This is a genomic window from Sphingobacterium zeae, from assembly GCF_030818895.1.
Classification (GTDB): Bacteria; Bacteroidota; Bacteroidia; order Sphingobacteriales; family Sphingobacteriaceae; genus Sphingobacterium; species Sphingobacterium zeae.
Map to the genome: position 1 here is coordinate 1,114,467 of NZ_JAUTBA010000001.1, position 16,476 is coordinate 1,130,942.

Annotated in this window: 14 protein-coding genes and 2 pseudogenes; 9 read left to right on the forward strand and 7 right to left on the reverse strand. The window is 40.8% G+C overall.

All coding sequences use genetic code 11. From position 1 onward, the window contains the following. Position 1 precedes the first annotated feature (1 nt). Complete coding sequence (rsmA, locus tag QE382_RS04490) at positions 2-781, reverse strand: 16S rRNA (adenine(1518)-N(6)/adenine(1519)-N(6))-dimethyltransferase RsmA (protein WP_307184860.1); 780 nt, start codon at positions 779-781, stop codon at positions 2-4. Between the two features lie 81 nt (positions 782-862). Here rsmA and pdxA point away from each other — a divergent pair, with 81 nt between their 5' ends. The 4 genes from pdxA to miaA are packed head-to-tail and all read left to right on the forward strand — an operon-like array spanning position 863 to position 5,008. Beyond that, the gene (gene pdxA, locus QE382_RS04495; RefSeq protein WP_293956849.1) at positions 863-1,918 is read left to right on the forward strand and encodes a 4-hydroxythreonine-4-phosphate dehydrogenase PdxA; all 1,056 of its coding nucleotides are present in this window, start codon (positions 863-865) and stop codon (positions 1,916-1,918) included. A 54-nt stretch (positions 1,919-1,972) separates the two neighbouring features. After that, positions 1,973-3,406: a CCA tRNA nucleotidyltransferase gene (locus tag QE382_RS04500; protein ID WP_307184861.1), complete on the forward strand. Its 1,434-nt coding sequence runs from the start codon at positions 1,973-1,975 to the stop codon at positions 3,404-3,406. A gap of 46 nt (positions 3,407-3,452) precedes the next feature. Further along, positions 3,453-4,046: an IS1096 element passenger TnpR family protein gene (locus tag QE382_RS04505; protein ID WP_307184862.1), complete on the forward strand. Its 594-nt coding sequence runs from the start codon at positions 3,453-3,455 to the stop codon at positions 4,044-4,046. Positions 4,047-4,087: 41 nt separating this feature from the next. Further along, complete coding sequence (gene miaA, locus QE382_RS04510) at positions 4,088-5,008, forward strand: tRNA (adenosine(37)-N6)-dimethylallyltransferase MiaA (protein WP_307184863.1); 921 nt, start codon at positions 4,088-4,090, stop codon at positions 5,006-5,008. Positions 5,009-5,152: 144 nt separating this feature from the next. Here miaA and QE382_RS04515 read toward each other — a convergent pair. Beyond that, positions 5,153-6,225 (reverse strand): annotated as a pseudogene (locus QE382_RS04515) (branched-chain amino acid aminotransferase). A gap of 324 nt (positions 6,226-6,549) precedes the next feature. Between QE382_RS04515 and QE382_RS04520 the strand changes: the two are divergent. Next, entirely contained in the window at positions 6,550-6,708 is a 159-nt protein-coding gene (locus QE382_RS04520) for a hypothetical protein (RefSeq protein ID WP_293956844.1), read from the forward strand. 212 nt (positions 6,709-6,920) lie between these two features. On the opposite strand, the gene QE382_RS04525 is transcribed toward QE382_RS04520, so the two are convergent. From QE382_RS04525 to recJ, 3 genes and pseudogenes are all read right to left on the reverse strand, one after another. Beyond that, a complete protein-coding gene (locus QE382_RS04525) occupies positions 6,921-8,435 on the reverse strand; it encodes a GH3 auxin-responsive promoter family protein (RefSeq protein WP_307184864.1) in 1,515 nt (504 codons plus the stop codon). A 22-nt stretch (positions 8,436-8,457) separates the two neighbouring features. Next, a pseudogene (gene lptB / locus QE382_RS04530) lies at positions 8,458-9,193 on the reverse strand (LPS export ABC transporter ATP-binding protein). A 58-nt stretch (positions 9,194-9,251) separates the two neighbouring features. Next, the gene (gene recJ, locus QE382_RS04535; RefSeq protein ID WP_307184865.1) at positions 9,252-10,952 is read right to left on the reverse strand and encodes a single-stranded-DNA-specific exonuclease RecJ; all 1,701 of its coding nucleotides are present in this window, start codon (positions 10,950-10,952) and stop codon (positions 9,252-9,254) included. A gap of 114 nt (positions 10,953-11,066) precedes the next feature. Between recJ and QE382_RS04540 the strand changes: the two genes are divergently transcribed. The 3 genes from QE382_RS04540 (at position 11,067) to QE382_RS04550 (ending at position 13,885) form a co-directional block, all read left to right on the forward strand. Continuing rightward, complete coding sequence (locus tag QE382_RS04540; RefSeq protein WP_307184866.1) at positions 11,067-11,855, forward strand: MBL fold metallo-hydrolase; 789 nt, start codon at positions 11,067-11,069, stop codon at positions 11,853-11,855. Between the two features lie 305 nt (positions 11,856-12,160). Next, the gene (locus QE382_RS04545) at positions 12,161-12,640 is read left to right on the forward strand and encodes a cation:proton antiporter regulatory subunit (protein ID WP_046672804.1); all 480 of its coding nucleotides are present in this window, start codon (positions 12,161-12,163) and stop codon (positions 12,638-12,640) included. A 3-nt stretch (positions 12,641-12,643) separates the two neighbouring features. Continuing rightward, a complete protein-coding gene (locus QE382_RS04550) occupies positions 12,644-13,885 on the forward strand; it encodes a cation:proton antiporter (protein ID WP_307184867.1) in 1,242 nt (413 codons plus the stop codon). 3 nt (positions 13,886-13,888) lie between these two features. Here QE382_RS04550 and QE382_RS04555 read toward each other — a convergent pair whose 3' ends face one another. Both QE382_RS04555 and QE382_RS04560 read right to left on the reverse strand, forming a co-directional pair. Then, complete coding sequence (locus tag QE382_RS04555) at positions 13,889-14,218, reverse strand: metal-sulfur cluster assembly factor (RefSeq protein WP_209580447.1); 330 nt, start codon at positions 14,216-14,218, stop codon at positions 13,889-13,891. Then, positions 14,215-15,384: a glycosyltransferase family 4 protein gene (locus tag QE382_RS04560; RefSeq protein WP_307184868.1), complete on the reverse strand. Its 1,170-nt coding sequence runs from the start codon at positions 15,382-15,384 to the stop codon at positions 14,215-14,217. The genes QE382_RS04555 and QE382_RS04560 overlap by 4 nt, the downstream gene beginning before the upstream one ends. Positions 15,385-15,495: 111 nt before the next feature. Here QE382_RS04560 and QE382_RS04565 point away from each other — a divergent pair, with 111 nt between their 5' ends. Continuing rightward, complete coding sequence (locus tag QE382_RS04565; protein ID WP_307184869.1) at positions 15,496-16,464, forward strand: polyprenyl synthetase family protein; 969 nt, start codon at positions 15,496-15,498, stop codon at positions 16,462-16,464. Positions 16,465-16,476: the final 12 nt, after the last annotated feature.

Genomic DNA, 16,476 nt, shown 5'->3' on the forward strand with positions numbered 1-16,476 from the left:
ATTAAAGACTGTTTGCTATTTCATTTGTTAAGCCGACAAAATCATCTACTGTCAGTCGTTCTGCTCGTAGTTCGTAGAGGGGATTATCGGACATTTTATCTTTGGGAACAACGCCTGAAAGTGAATTCCGAAGGGTTTTACGACGTTGGTTGAAACCTGCTTTCACGACGCGCCAAAACAGTTTCTCATCACAGGCTAATTGATCCCTTTCATTGCGGGTCATGCGAATGACCCCTGATAGTACTTTTGGAGGCGGATTAAATGCTCCAGCCTTGACGGTAAATAGGTATTCTACCTTATAGTAAGCCTGTAAAAAGACACTTAATATGCCGTATTCTTTGCTGCCCGCTTTAGCCGTACAGCGTTCTGCCACCTCTTTTTGGAACATCCCCGTCATCTGAACGACACGCTGGCGTTCATCCAAAATTTTAAAGAGAATCTGGGAGGAGATGTTGTACGGGAAATTGCCAATGACAGCCATCTTCTCCCCGAAGTATTGTGAAAAATCAAGGTTTAGGAAATCCCCATGGATTAACCTTTTGCCCAATTGGGGATATTTATCATCCAAATAAGCAATTGATTCCTCATCCACATCGATTAAATAGGTTTCATATTCCTCTTTCTGCAGGAGAAAATCTGAAAGTACACCCATCCCAGGCCCCACTTCAAGCACTTGGCTAAAACCCAGTTTAGGATCCAATGCTTCCACAATCTTCTGTGCAGCATTTTTGTCGTTCAAGAAGTGCTGTCCTAAATGTTTTTTTGCTCTTACTGTACTCATGTTGCAAAAGTAAAAAATAAATAAGGGAAAAGTTATTCTAAGAAAAAAATCCCTATTTTTGAATCAAAGCATTTAAACAGAATGAGCGATAAATTAAAAATCGGAATTACCGTAGGCGATATTAACGGCATTGGACTTGAAGTAATCATTAAATCTTTGGTAGATCAGCGGATGTGCGATTTCTTTACGCCGGTGGTTTACGGAAATACCAAGGTTGCTTCTTTTCACCGTAAAGCGATCGGTGTAAATGATTTTAGTTTTAACGTGATTAATGATGCTGAGCAGGCGCATTCCAAAAGAGCAAATATGATCAATTGCTGGCAGGAAGATGTCAAAATTTCGCTGGGTGAAGAAAACGAAATTGGCGGTAAATATGCTTTTCTGTCCCTAGAGAAAGCCGTTGAAGATTTAAAAGCCGGTAAAATCGATGCTTTGGTAACCGCTCCTATCAATAAGCATAATATTCAACAGGAGGGATTCCAATTTCCGGGACATACCGAATACCTGCAAGCGAAAGTTGGAGCCGATGATGTATTAATGTTTATGGTATGTGATGAACTGCGTATTGGCGTGGTGACAGGGCATATTCCATTGCATGAGGTTGCTGCTCAAATTACCGAAGAAGCCATTCTCAAAAAACTTGCGCTGATGAATGATTCGCTTAAGAAAGATTTCTGGGTAGAAAAGCCTAAAATAGCAGTTTTAGGGCTCAATCCACATGCTGGTGATCATGGTATTATTGGTACCGAAGATGATCAGATCATCAGGCCTACTGTAGAAAAAGCCAACGAACTAGGAATTTTCTGTTTTGGACCTTATCCTGCTGATGGATTTTTCGCGAAAGGGGCATATGAGAAATTTGATGCGGTATTGGCAATGTACCATGACCAAGGGTTGATTCCTTTTAAACATATCGCAAAAGGTGCCGGTGTAAACTATACAGCTGGTTTACCTATTGTACGCACCTCGCCAGATCATGGGACAGGATATGATATTGCCGGAAAAAATTTCGCATCTGAAAGCTCGTTTGTAGAGGCAATTTTTTCTGCATTGCATATTGTAAAACGTCGCCGTGAACAAGCTGAATTACTTAAAAATCCACTTGCTTTCCGTAAATTGTCCAAAGATAGGGATTAGGGAAAAAATTGTTACTTTTGCAAACTGTTTGGTTTTTTACCTGCTGTTTTGACTATGTACGATAATTTACAACATCCAATCTTCTCAATCATTAAGGAACTCGCCGAGACAACACATACCGAATGTTATGTCATCGGGGGGTATGTCCGCGACTATATCATGAAGCGTCCTTTTAAGAATGATGTGGACATTGTTGTTGTCGGAAGTGGAATTGAATTTGCGACGTTACTGGGTGAAAAGCTACATACCAAGGTTGCCGTATATAAGAATTTCGGCACAGCAATGTTGGTTTATGAGGGGCTCAATGTGGAATTTGTCGGTGCGCGAAGGGAATCCTACCGCGCTAATTCGCGCAAGCCTATCGTGGAAGATGGCTCCCTATCCGATGATCAAAATAGACGTGATTTTACGATCAATGCAATGGCTTTTTCACTAAATAAAGCTGATTATGGTATTTTAGTCGATCCATTTGGAGGTGTGCACGATCTTGAACAGCGGATTATTAGAACCCCCTTAGACCCAATAGAAACTTTTTCGGATGACCCATTGCGTATGATGCGCGCCATTCGATTCGCCACGCAGTTGAATTTTAAAATTGCTATCGAAGCAATTACAGCAATTGCCGATACCAAAGAGCGGATAAAGATTATTTCCAAAGAGCGGATTATTGATGAAATCAATAAGATTGTTCTTTCCCCAAAACCTTCGGTGGGATTCAAATACTTGTTTGATACCGGTCTATTGGAATTGATATTTCCGGCGATGTATAATCTACATGGTGTGGATATTATTGATGGCAAGGGCCATAAAGATAATTTCTACCATACGTTGGAAGTATTGGATAATGTCTGCGAATTATCAGATGATCTTTGGTTACGTTGGGCGGCGATTATGCATGATATTGCTAAACCAGCAACAAAACGTTTCGATAAAAAGCTCGGTTGGACCTTTCATGGCCATGAAGATCGCGGTGCCCGGATGGTTCCCAAGCTATTTGCTGAATTGAAGCTTCCGCTCCACGAGAAAATGAAATTTGTTCAGAAGCTGGTGCAATTGCATCTTCGGCCGATTGTATTGGCACAAGATATTGTAACAGATTCGGCCGTGCGCCGCCTGTTATTTGAGGCTGGTGACGATATTGAAGCCCTGATGATGCTATGCCATGCGGATGTGACAACAAAGAATGAGTTTAAAAAGAAAAAATATCGACAGAATTTTGAACTTGTCAAACAAAAACTGAAGGATGTCGAAGAGCGGGACAAGGTTCGAAACTGGCAGCCGCCAATCAGCGGGGAGGATATTATGCTCTTATTTGGCTTGACACCAGGACGTACCGTTGGGCAGCTTAAAAATTTGATTCGTGAAGCTATTCTGGAGGGTGAGATTCCAAACTCCCGAATAGAAGCCTATCAATTTTTGGTTCAAAAAGCAGTGGAAATGAACTTGACGATCAAACAAGAAATCCCATTGGAAATTTCCAATTCTTAAAATATAGTATTATTTTTAAAAAGGTTAAAAGAAGAAAATAGTAGAGATGGCAATTTATAGATTTAGAGTTACTTTTGAAGATTATGAAGATGTGTACCGTGAGATTGACATGCCTTCTAAAAGTACATTTATAGACCTACATGAGGAAATCCATAAATCAACAGGATATAATGCAGATGCATCTTCCTCTTTTTATGTAAGTAACGATCAATGGAAAAAGGGAACTGAAATTGCATTCAAACCTACTCAACGTAAAAAAGATGCTGAGGTATTGTTGATGGAGAATATCCGTTTAAGCAAGTTTATTGATGACCCACATCAGAAATTTTACTACGTTTACAATTTTGATCGTCCTTATGATTTTCAGGTTGAATTGATCAAGATTTTGAAAGAAGAGGAAGGAAAGGTTTATCCTACATTATTTAAATCTATTGGACAGGTTCCTAAGACGATGACTGCGGCTAATTTCCCGGTAGCAGATGCTGTTGAAGAGGATGAATTTGTAGAGGAAGATGAAACGCAATATGGTGTGGATGATGACGATGAATTGGATGGCTTCGATAGTGATGGTGACGATGAGGAAGAGGGGGAAGAAGGCGAAGAGCGCGAAGAATCCAACGGCTACGAAGACGAATATTAATTAAGAAGAATTTGCAGGTTCTTTTCGGCCTGTGAGCTATTATGACAAATAAGAAAACATTGATAGCCATTGTGGGGCCAACAGCTGTTGGTAAGACTGCAATGGCTATTTCATTGGCACAATATTTTAAAACAGCAATAATTTCTGCCGATTCTCGTCAGTTCTATCGGGAAATGTCTATTGGTACGGCTAAGCCAGGTCCAGACGAACTTGCTGCTGCTCCTCATTATTTCATTGATTCACACTCCATCACGCAGGATTATTCTGCAGGCGATTTTGAACGTGAAGCTTTACTGAAATTAGAAGAACTATTTCAATTGCATGACGTCGTCATTATGGTAGGTGGATCGGGCTTGTTTGTACGGGCCCTCTGCGAAGGATTGGATGATCTGCCCAAGGCGGGAGATGAAGTGCGCGAACGACTTAATCATGAACTTGCAGTATTGGGCTTGGAAGCCTTAAAAGATCGATTGAAAAGTATTGACCCCGCATATTTTGAAACGGCAGACATCGATAATCCGCAACGTGTGGTGCGTGCTCTTGAAGTTTTTGAGGCGACAGGTAAACCGATGTCATTTTACCATAAGAAAGGTGTCGAAAAAAGACCTTTTGCTATTCTTACCATTGGCTTGAATATGGACCGGGAAAAGTTGTATGAAAGAATCAATTCGCGTGTAGATCTAATGATGGCCAAAGGCCTACTGGGCGAAGTGAAAGCTTTACTTCCTTTCAGAACGAAACCTGCTCTGCTCACGGTGGGGTATGCGGAGTTGTTTGATTATTTTGATGGTAAGCAGTCTTTGGCTGAAGCGACCGAAAAAATCAAACAAAATTCGAGACGTTATGCCAAGCGACAGATTACCTGGTTTAAAAAATACGGTAATACAAAGTGGTTTCAATCCCAGGAGACTACAGCTATTATTGAATTTGTGCAAGATAAGCTGACAGGAGAGCATTCCTAAGCACCTGGAAGCAGAGAATCAGACGTTATCCGCGAAGGCAAGTGAGGCGTATAGACCGTGTTTCAAGGTATGCAAAACGTGTATAGGCAATAAAAAAAAGCCTTTGTTATTAATAACAAAGGCTTTTCTATTTCATTTTGGAAATTATTTTACTAAGTAGTTCCAACCATACGGATCTTCTACTTTGCCGTAACGTAAGTCATTGAGGTAATTCAAAACACGATGTGAAAACTCGCGGCCTTCGACTGGTGGCAAATTATAATCCTGTCCTTCGTAACCGATACGGCTGATATCGGTAATGGTGGCTGCAGTACCCGCTGCGAAAGCTTCTGTCACGCTACCTGCTTTTATACCGTCGATTAGTTCTTGGACAGATACCTTTCTCTGCTCCGTTTTATAGCCCCATTTTTCTGCCAATTCCATGATTGTCCGACGCGTAACACCGTGTAAGATTGTGTCGCCATGTGGAGTGATGATTGTATCTCCAATCCGGAAAATAAGATTCGCTGTACCGGCTTCTTCAATGTATTTGTGCTCTCGGAAGCATCTGTCCACATAATTTGGTCATAACCTTCATCATTTGCCAATTGTGTTGGATAAAGTGATAAGGCATAGTTACCAGCATTCTTCGAAAAACCGACACCACCCTCTGCTGCACGCGTATAGTAGGTCTCCACTTTTAAGCTGATTGCTTTGCTGTAATAGGCGCCTACAGGGCCGGTGATAATGATAAATTTGTATGATTTTGAAGGGTGTACACCTAATGCTGCTTCTGTTGCGAACATAAAAGGACGGATGTACAATGATGAACCTTCTTTTGCCGGGATCCAGTTACGGTCGATGTCCAATAGTTTGCTTAGACCATCCATAAAAATCTCTTCAGGTACCTCCGGCATTTGAAGGCGTGCGGCAGATTTGTTGAATCTTTCCCAGTTTCTGTCCGGACGGAAGATACTCACTGTTCCATCTGCAAATTTATAAGCTTTGATTCCTTCAAAGATCGCTTGACCATAATGTAAAGCGGACATCGAAGGACTAATACTGATATCTCCATAAGGGACGATGCTGACATCTTTCCATTCACCGTCATCATAGTTAGCGACCAGCATGTGGTCGGATAAAATCTTTCCGAATTTTAGATTGTCGAAATCTACTTGCGAGAGTCTTGAATTTTGAGTTGGCTCTACGCGAATTGAATAGTTCTCTGTCGCGTTCATCTTATTTTTAAATTACTTAGGCTAAGTTAGGAAAAAAATGAAATATAAGTCGCACGTATAGCTGGATAATTTGCTGGTAAGGATATGCCTCTTATTTCGGACAGTTGTTCCCCATTTTACTACACTTTTTTTTGAAATGGAAGAATTTAGATTCATTTTTTAGTGCGTACAAGTATTCATAATTAATAGTGTTAATTTTTTATTAATTAATGTTGGGTTTCAATAGTATGGCATAAAGTTTGGCTGTAAAGGATGCAACCATTTTGATGGGCTTTGTGGTTTGCAGTAACGCTATAAAATCACTTATCATAAAATAAACTAAGTATGGAATTGACTCACAGTCTTGACAAAGGTAATGAAGTAACATCGGGCGATGCACGCACATTGTTACCGCGTGAAGTTGAAGTTCAGAAGAAAGGTATTTCGATGAATTTTATCCTCGGTTTTTTTGTGTTTTTATATAAAACAGCAATTAAACCCTAATAAACCTCCACTATTGTGTAATCTTTTTGGGGCTTATGACATTCAAAAGAACTCACAGTAGTTTTTTTAACAATGATTGAGTACCATGAGATTAGCCAAAATAAAAAGTCCAGAAAATTTTGGCTAATCTCAAGAAGGAGGGTGCGCTATTAGTTCGGCAGTATGTTGCATCATCTTACAGTATCTTGAAGTGATCATGCTCAATGTATCATTTAGCTAGCGAGTAGTTTTAAAAGTGGGTCAATATATTCGCGATTATTGCTTAATCTAGGAACCTTATTCTGTCCCCCCAGCTTACCGCGTGATTTCATCCACTTATAGAATGTATCTTCGGGTGCATTATGAACGATGGGTTGACGGAGAGCCATATCTTTAAAACGCTTGGCGTCATAATCCGAATTGATTTCACGAAGCTTTGCGTCTAATATTTCACAGAAACGCTTAAAATCATTGGGCTGCTGTTCAAATTCGATCACCCATTCATGTGCGCCGGCTTGGGAATCTTTGAAATATACTGGTCCTGCCGTATAATCTTTTATTCGTGCTTGAGTCAGTTTGCTCGCTTCGGCCAGCGCCTGTTCAGCATTATCGACGATAACTTCTTCCCCAAAAGTATTAATATATTGCTTGGTGCGTCCGGATATCTGAAACCGATAAGGGGATAATGATGTAAATTTTATGGTATCCCCGATTTTATAACGCCATAGACCTGCATTGGTCGAGATGATCAATGCATAATTTTTACCTAGTTCAACCTGATCCAAGCGTAGCGTTGGCGGGTTTTCTTCCTGCATTCGCTCTGTAGGTAAAAACTCGTAATAAATACCATAATCCAACATCAGTAGGAGATCTTCCGAATCAGATTGGTCTTGTAAACCAAAATAGCCTTCTGAAGCATTATAATTCTCTAGATAATACATGTTTTCTGAAGGAATCAATTTTTGGAATTGTTCGCGGTAAGGTTTGAAACTCACACCTCCATGTCCATAAAATTCGAGATTTGGCCATATCTCCAGTAAGTTGTCTTTACCTGTAATTTCAAGTATACGCTTGGCCATCACAATATTCCAAGTGGGTACACCTGCTAGGCTTGTTACGTTTTCTTTAAGCGTGATTTGAGCAATTTGCTCAATTTTTTCCTCAAAGTTCGGGTTTAAAGTTACTTCCATAGTTGGTGTCCGTTTAAATTCGGCCCAAAAAGGCAGATTTCGAATGAGAATCGACGAAAGATCACCATAATAGGAATCTGGACTAAAATTGTTTATTTGGGAAGAACCACCGATAACCACTGATTTTCCTGTAAATACACGGTTTTCGGGCCTATTATGGCAATAGATTGTCAACATATCCTTGCCCCCCTGGAAGTGGCATTCTTCGAGGGCTTCTTCACTAACTGGAATAAATTTGCTTCGATCTGAGGTAGTGCCCGAAGACTTAGCAAACCATTTGATATCCGATGGCCACAGAATATTTTGCTCACCCTTGATCATACGATCAACATACCCCTTAATATCGTCGTAGTCCTGTATAGGGACACGTTCTTTGAAAATTTCAGGCGTTAATATACTGGTGTAATCGTATTTTTTTCCCCATTCTGTTGCTTCCGCAGTGGCAATTAAACTTTGAAACCATTCTTCTTGAACATCATGCGGATATTTCATGAAAAGTTCAATCTGGTGAATTCTCTTTTTCATGAACCAAGTAAAAATGGAATTTAATAAGGCCATAGGGGAGGTTTGTCTTTAATTTTTAAAATTTTTTCCTTCTTAACTCAAAATGTCGACCGAGATAAAATTTACGGGCAAGCTCATTGTCAGCAATCTCCTCAGGGGTACCGGGTCAGCATAATCTTTCCTTCGGTGAGGAGATAGGCTCTATCGGTGATTGATAATGTTTCCTGCACGTTGTGATCGGTAATTAAGATGCCGATATTACGTGTTTTGAGTTTGGCTACGATCGTCTGAATTTCTTCCACGGCGATCGGGTCGACCCCTGCAAAAGGTTCATCCAAAAGAATAAACGATGGATTTGCAGCTAATGCCCGCGCAATTTCGGTACGTCGACGTTCGCCACCAGATAACAAATCACCTCTATTTTTACGGACACGGTGTAGGCTGAATTCTGTGAGCAGTTCTTCCAGTTTTGCCAAACGTTCTTCTTTATTCGGATAGTGTATCTCTAATACAGCCAAGATGTTGTTTTCTACCGAAAGCTTCCGGAAGACCGATGCTTCCTGAGCGAGATAACCTATCCCGCGTTGAGCGCGTTGGTACATCGCATCTTGCGTAATCTCCTGATCGTCGAGAAATACTTTCCCTTCATTGGGCTTAATAAGACCAACGATCATATAGAAAGAGGTCGTTTTGCCAGCTCCATTCGGGCCCAATAACCCGACGATCTCTCCCTGTTCTACAAAGAAAGACACATCGTTGACAACGGTGCGCTGTTTATACTTTTTGATAAGATGTTCTGCCTTTAAAATCATCTTTGTGGAATATCTATTGTTTTGTAAATATATTTAATATCTTCTTACTATTGCAATACTAATACTTAATCCCTTTGATGTTTAGCTGTAAGTTCTTTTTGTTGCGCCACACATTCTCTTCGATGCTGTAGCAGATGTCGAAACTTTGTCCAGAGTTGATATGCGTGATATGTTCTGCCAATCCAAAACCAATGCAGTCAAATGCTGGAGAGTCTTCCTGCACAACAGTCATCTTAAGATGATTGGTGCCTACTATAAAGGCTTGTCCTACTGCATTCACCTTTTTACTGAGGAAAATAGGTGATTCGTTTTGGGGACCGAATGGTTCAAATTGCTGAAGAATACGAAAAAACTTAGCGTCGATATCTTTCAGTGCTAACTTGGCATCGATCAAAATTTCTTGCGTCAGCATTTCTGGACTGATACGCCGTGATACCACTTCTTCAAAACGATCTTGGAAGAGTGTGACATTATCTACGGACATGGTTAGTCCGGCAGCATATTTATGTCCGCCGAATTGTTCCAATAGATCGGCGCATTCGCTCAACGCTTCATATAAATCAAAACCCAATACCGAACGGCAGGAACCGGCGATATGACCATTTGTTTCGGTCAATATTATTGTCGGTCGGTAATATTTTTCGGTCAGACGGGAAGCGACAATTCCAATGACGCCTTTGTGCCAGTCGGCTTTATACAGTACGGTGGATTTGCGGCTTTTAAGTAGAGCGTTATCTTCAATGAGGGCCAACGCTTCTTCTGTGATTCTGAGATCGAAGTCTTTCCGCACATTGTTTTGATCATCAATGCTCGAACTAAAATCTTTTGCTTCTTGTAGCGACTTTGAAATCAATAGTTTGACAGCGTCCTTGGCATGATCTATTCTGCCCGCGGCATTTATTCGTGGGCCAATCTGGAACACGATGTCATTAACGGTAAAGATCTTCGTTCGATTGTTTGATAAATCAATCAGTGCTTTTAATCCGACACAGGGATTCGTATTAAGTTTAATGAGGCCAAAGTGGCTGAGTATTCTGTTTTCACCTGTAATAGGAACAATGTCTGAAGCGATACTTACAGCGACGAGATCCAAAAACTGATAGCAGGCATTGATATCCATGCCGTTGGTCAATATAAAAGCCTGAATAATCTTAAAGCCTATTCCACAACCTGAAAGTTCTTTGTAGGGATAGGCACAGTCTGCACGCTTGGGATCTAATACGGCATAGGCTTTGGGAAGTTCCTCGCCGGGAAGGTGGTGATCGCCAATGATAAAATCAATTCCTTTGCTGTTTGCGTAATCTATTTTATCGATTGCCTTGATACCACAGTCTAATGCGATAATTAAGCTGAAACCGTTTGCCGCGGCGTAGTCGATTCCTTGTATCGAGATGCCATAGCCTTCGGCATAGCGGTCTGGAATGTAAAACTCGAGCTGGCTATGGAATTCCCTGAAGAAACTATAAACAACGGCTACAGCAGTTGTACCGTCCACATCATAGTCTCCATAAATAAGTATTTTTTCTTTGTTGCCAATGGCTTGAATGATCCGGTTGATGGCTTTCTCCATGTCCCGCATCAAAAATGGATCGTGCAAATTCGATAATTGAGGTCTAAAAAACTGTTTTGATTCGTCAAAAGTCTCCACTCCCCTGCTCACGAGCAACTCTGCCAATACAGGGTTGATGTTTAATTCCTCGCGCAATTTGTTGGTTATTTTGACATCATTTTTAGATTTTAGTACCCACCTTTTTTGCATATCTTTGCACAATATTTTAAGTGTAAATATACGTTTTAAGGCTGGACTTACCTAATTCCTAAACCGGGTATTGATTCGCTGTTGCTTAACGTGCATATTCCCAATGTTTTAAATATGGTACAGGCTTATTCTTTATACGAAGGTTCTTTTTCGGTAGATAAAAGCAGAAAATTTGTTCCCTTCGACCCTTCAATAAATGCCCCTCAGGACCGTCCGGGCGCTATGTTTATCGATGTTCATCCTTTCTTGATCCCAACCGATGCCGGGCTCGTACTCTGTGATACTGGTCTTGGTTATACGGATGAAAATGGGCGATTACAGCTGTATGATAACATGTATAGATTAGGATACCGGCCTGATGATGTAAAATATGTATTGATGTCCCATTTGCATAAAGATCATGCCGGTGGCATGGTGACATTTGAAAGTGGAACAGGTCGGATAGCATTTCCAGAGGCCGAATATATTGTACAGCGAGGTGAATGGGAAGATGCCTATTCGGGAATTTCCAGTTCATACCGGACAGAGATTTTTGATGTGATTCAACGCAGCGGTAATTTGATATTGGTAGAAGGTGAAGGAAACATAAATAATGTAATCAGCTATGCGCTCAATGGTGGACATACCGCACATCATCAGGCATTTCATATTCACACGGATGATCAGCACTATTTCTTTGGTGGAGATGTATTACCTGAGCCCGAAGAGATTTTCCATAATTATGTCGCCAAATATGATTTCGATGGCCGGCGCTCCAAAGCCTTGCGTCAGGAGTATTGGGCAGAAGGTGCGCCAGCAGGCTGGATTTTTTTGTTTTATCATTCAAAGAATATAGCCATTGGTCGCAGCCAGCTCCGGGAAGATGGAACTTATAGGCTGATTGATGCTACCTTGCAGGAGTAAAAAAGGCGGGTTCATTGGGCTCGCGCATACCGTGCGACAGGGAAGAGGGTTTGTTTCCTCTATTATTTTTTGCTACTTTAGGGTAATTTGCACCTTGTGAAGCCACCCTGTCTGCTATTGACGGATTCGTTTAAGACTGAATTTTTGGCTAAATTTGTATTTAGTAGCTAAGGGCTGATGCTGTTTTTTCTGTAAGTCTTTGTTTTTATTGGCTGGAAAGCATCTTCAGTTTGCTTTCATAACGTTCGTTTAAACAAAATTATGAAGGTTTTTTTATTATTGGTATATATTTTAAAAAGAAGATTATGTCTATTGTAAGAGAGTCCGATCTGATTGGAATTGGGAAAAAATTTCAAATTGAAACCGATGCGGGAGATAACATGGTTGTTGTTATCCATGACGATGGCAGACGGGAACTTTATCGCTATGATGACGAGGAGCATGAGTCACGTTGTGTGATGACACTTAATGACGATGAGTCCCGTCAGATTGCGGGAATTATCGGTGGATTATCCTACAAGCCGAAAGCTTTGGAGACGATAGAAGTTGCTCTGGACGATTTGCGTATTGAATGGTATAAAGTAGAGGGCAAAAATGAAGGTGCAGGAAAGACAATTGGGGAGTTGGAAGTTCGTCAACGCACTGGCGCATCGATTATTGCTGGTATACGGGATGATGATACGGTTATTAATCCAGGACCATCTTATTTGATTAGCCCAGGTACAACATTGGTTATCGCGGGGAAAAAGAATAATATTAAACTTTTAAAGGAAATTTTACTGTAATTTATGCTATCACATACCTTAATTCTGGAAATTGGAATCGCTGTAGGACTCGTTGCCATTGTTGGCCTAATTGCCAATAAGCTTAAGTTTTCTGTTATTCCTTTTTTCATCATTATAGGAATGGTGTTGGGACAGCACGCCCCACAGATTGGCATGGTGGATTTAACATTTACGGAAAGCAAGCCCTTTATCGATTTTATGGGCCGTTTGGGTGTACTGTTCCTACTATTCTATCTTGGTCTTGAGTTTTCAGTCAATCGGCTTATTAAGTCTGGTAAAGCCATTGTGACAGGGGGAACCATTTATGTTTTATTGAACTTTACTTCAGGGCTATTGATCGGTTGGTTGATGGACATGCCATTTAAGGAAATGATGGTGCTTTGCGGTATTATGACAAGTTCCTCGACAGCTATTGTTGCAAAAGTTCTGACCGATCTTAAACGTACTGCCAACCCCGAGACTGAAGTCATTATGGGTATGATTATGTTCGATGATTTGTTTATAGCGATGCATATCTCCTTTCTTTCAGGCTTGATTCTTACGGGGAGCAGCTCTTTTTGGACGGTGGCTGGAACTTCCTTATTGGCTTTAGGATTTATATTGGCATTTTTGATTTTAGGCAGAAAGCTGGTGCCTGCAATTGATCGTTTATTGAAGGAGAAAACCTCCGAATTATTTATATTGATCATCTTTGCGCTGCTTTTTATTGTGGCGGGGTTTTCCGAAACGATACACGTTGCAGAGGCTATTGGCGCATTGATGGCTGGATTGGTGCTTGCAGATTCTCAATACATTAAAAAAATCGAATCCATGGTACTGCCCTATAAAGATTTTTTTGGGGCGATGTTTTTCTTTAGTTTCGGATTGTCCATTGATATCATGTCGTTAGGGGGTGCCGTTTTTTGGGCTTCGATCGCAGCATTGGTCACCATGATGGGTAATCTAGCCTCGGGATATTTTGCGGCTAAATTTTCGGGCATGAAGCCTAAAACTTCTTTTGATATCGGCTTTACCTTGTCTGCGCGTGGAGAGTTTTCTATTATCATGGCAAATATTGGTAAAGCGGGGGCTTTATTACCGGTTATTCAATCCTTCGTGGTTGTTTATGTACTTATTCTTTCCATTGTATCGCCTCTATTAACCAAAGAATCTCGAAAGCTGTGGAAAACACTTTTTGGAGCAGATCCCAATAGTGCTAAGCCCTTAAAGAAGCTAAGTGATCTGGAAAATAATCAGCGGATTTAGGTTTTACAAAAATCCCAATTCTAGCTTTGCTTCTTCCGACATCATGTCTTTGGTCCAAGGCGGATCAAATGTCAATTCTACCAATGCTTCTTTGATGCCTTCTATGGCAGCAACTTTTTCTTGCACTTCATTCATGATTTCGCCTGCGACCGGACAGCCTGGAGCAGTAAGTGTCATCACAATCTTTGCAATGCCTTCTTCCTTCGTAATGATTTCATATACAAGCCCCAAATCTACAATATTTGCAGGCTTGAGTTCAGGATCATAAATCGATTCCAGTACAGTCTGTATCTGCGGTGCTAAACCTAATTTATCTAATACGATGATACTCATTTATTCCCTTTTTTATCGTGAATAGCGTCCTGATAGATCGCCAATAATTTTTCTTTATTTATTTCAGGTGTAAAATTACTAAAATAGTAAGTATTGCAGGTCTTTGTTATCTCATCTTTTTCATCTTTCATTTTTGTACTCCATGCGGTCAAAGAACGGATGATATCATTTTTATTGTGAGGATCGAATGTCAGCCCTGTTTTGCCAGTAGCAATCAATTCGGGGAGCGGGCCAATATTGGAGCAGAGTACGGCTGTGCCTACAGAGTACGCTTCAAGAATTGTAATGGGCATGCCCTCGAAACAAATGGAAGGAACGAGCAATGCTTGTGCATCTGCTACCAAAGGCAAGATTTCATCCCTCTCTTTAAAGCCAAGGTAGGATATATTAGGTTGACCCTTGATGCGTCGGTTTACTACCGCTTCGAGCGGTCCCCCGCCAATGATCTGTAGTTTAAAATCTGAACCGATAAAAGCATCTATCAGATTTAGTATGCCCTTTTCTTCTGAAAGACGACCGACGTAGATGAAGTATGGAGTGGTAACTTTGTGAGCTATTGGAGTAGGAAAGACGAAGTTTGGTTTAACAGCAAATAGGTGAGGTAAAAGGTTCAGCGTAGATTTAACAAATATCTCTTTTGCAAAAGAGCTTAAAGTGATGTATCGATTTACTTTTTTCCAGGTCCCAATTCTACGGTGAACCCAATAATTCAGAGCTAGGATAAATGTTTTTACCGTAGAGTTATTGAATGCTTTTTGTCGCACAGCAGTCCAAGGGAAGTTCTCATGGATTGAGTCCAAAAAGAGGTGGTTGTGGTGATAGAGAGTGGCCGATGGGCATAACAGCCGGAAGTTATGGAGCGTCATGACCTGTGGAATTCCGAGTTTGGCGATGGTACGCACGATAACTGGGCCAGCTGCATAATGTGTATTATGTATGTGAACGATATCTGGTTTAAATGTATTTATTTTTTCCTTGACACGTTGCGCAGCGAAAATATTCCAAAAGGATCCCACTGTCTGTAGGGCTCCCCTCCATCCCTTTTTATTCTGGAAAGTGACCGTGAGGACTTCATGATCCTGAGCAAGGAGGGAAGTTTCCTGCTGAAACACAGTGTCTTCACCACCAGGATCTTGGTAAAACGTATGGATAATCAGTATGCGCATAATAAAATACTTGTACAAATGTACAATTTTGGGGCGACTTCCTTTAACGGGACAAAATTGCCATTTCTATCCGATTATTGCTATATTCGCAAGATTCGATCGTAAAGATATATGCAACATTTACAACAACTCGTGATGGAGGCGATAGAGACAAGTAAATTTCCTGAAACACCATCCAATTTATATGATCCAATACGGTATATTTTGACTTTGGGCGGGAAGCGGGTTCGACCTGTGCTGACCTTGATGGCGGCCGAATTGTTCGGTATGCAGGACATGACCGATATTATACCGGCCGCCAAAGCAGTGGAGTTTTTTCACAACTTTTCGCTAATCCACGATGATCTGATGGATAAGGCTCCCTTAAGAAGGGGTAAAACGACAGTACACGAGAAATGGGATGCTAATATTGCCATATTATCTGGTGACGGATTGTTGGTTAAAGCTTATGAGGAAATCTCAAAATGTAATCCGGTTTATCTACCAGCAACTTTGAAAATTTTAAGTAAAGTTGCCATGGAAGTATGCGAGGGCCAACAATTGGATATGGATTACGAAAGTCGGAGTTCGCTGTCGATGGCTGAATATCTGGAAATGATCCGCTTGAAGACGTCGGTGTTATTGGGTGGAGCATTGCAATTGGGTGCTATTCTGTCCGGAGCAGATGAACTGCAACAGCAACTGATTTACGATTTTGGTGAGAATGTGGGTTTAGCATTCCAGTTACAAGATGATATTTTGGATGCTTACGGCGATCCGGAAACCTTTGGAAAGATCGTTGGTGGTGATATTCTGATCAATAAAAAGACGTTTTTATTGGTGAAGCTGATGGCCGTGATTTCGCAAGAAGATAAACCCATTCTAAAGAATTTGTTGGAAGCTCCAGCTGAGAACACTCCATCAAAGATAAACGATATGCTTGCGTTGTATGGAAAATATGAAATTAAAGCTGCTGCGGACAAACTTAAGGATAGCTATACACAGCGGGCTTTTGAAAAAATGGAAGCTTTAAATGTACCAAATCATCGCAAGGAACCGTTATTAGTGTTAGCAAATAACCTTTTGGTACGGCAGCAATAAGTATTATTTCTT

Bases quoted from the DNA above. Each gene is read 5' to 3' on its own strand.
- rsmA (WP_307184860.1), bottom strand. From the start codon at position 781: ATGAGTACAGTAAGAGCAAAAAAACATTTAGGACAGCACTTCTTGAAC.
- pdxA (WP_293956849.1), top strand. From the start codon at position 863: ATGAGCGATAAATTAAAAATCGGAATTACCGTAGGCGATATTAACGGC.
- QE382_RS04500 (WP_307184861.1), top strand. From the start codon at position 1,973: ATGTACGATAATTTACAACATCCAATCTTCTCAATCATTAAGGAACTC.
- QE382_RS04505 (WP_307184862.1), top strand. From the start codon at position 3,453: ATGGCAATTTATAGATTTAGAGTTACTTTTGAAGATTATGAAGATGTG.
- miaA (WP_307184863.1), top strand. From the start codon at position 4,088: ATGACAAATAAGAAAACATTGATAGCCATTGTGGGGCCAACAGCTGTT.
- QE382_RS04520 (WP_293956844.1), top strand. From the start codon at position 6,550: ATGGAATTGACTCACAGTCTTGACAAAGGTAATGAAGTAACATCGGGC.
- QE382_RS04525 (WP_307184864.1), bottom strand. From the start codon at position 8,435: ATGGCCTTATTAAATTCCATTTTTACTTGGTTCATGAAAAAGAGAATT.
- recJ (WP_307184865.1), bottom strand. From the start codon at position 10,952: ATGCAAAAAAGGTGGGTACTAAAATCTAAAAATGATGTCAAAATAACC.
- QE382_RS04540 (WP_307184866.1), top strand. From the start codon at position 11,067: ATGGTACAGGCTTATTCTTTATACGAAGGTTCTTTTTCGGTAGATAAA.
- QE382_RS04545 (WP_046672804.1), top strand. From the start codon at position 12,161: ATGTCTATTGTAAGAGAGTCCGATCTGATTGGAATTGGGAAAAAATTT.
- QE382_RS04550 (WP_307184867.1), top strand. From the start codon at position 12,644: ATGCTATCACATACCTTAATTCTGGAAATTGGAATCGCTGTAGGACTC.
- QE382_RS04555 (WP_209580447.1), bottom strand. From the start codon at position 14,218: ATGAGTATCATCGTATTAGATAAATTAGGTTTAGCACCGCAGATACAG.
- QE382_RS04560 (WP_307184868.1), bottom strand. From the start codon at position 15,384: ATGCGCATACTGATTATCCATACGTTTTACCAAGATCCTGGTGGTGAA.
- QE382_RS04565 (WP_307184869.1), top strand. From the start codon at position 15,496: ATGCAACATTTACAACAACTCGTGATGGAGGCGATAGAGACAAGTAAA.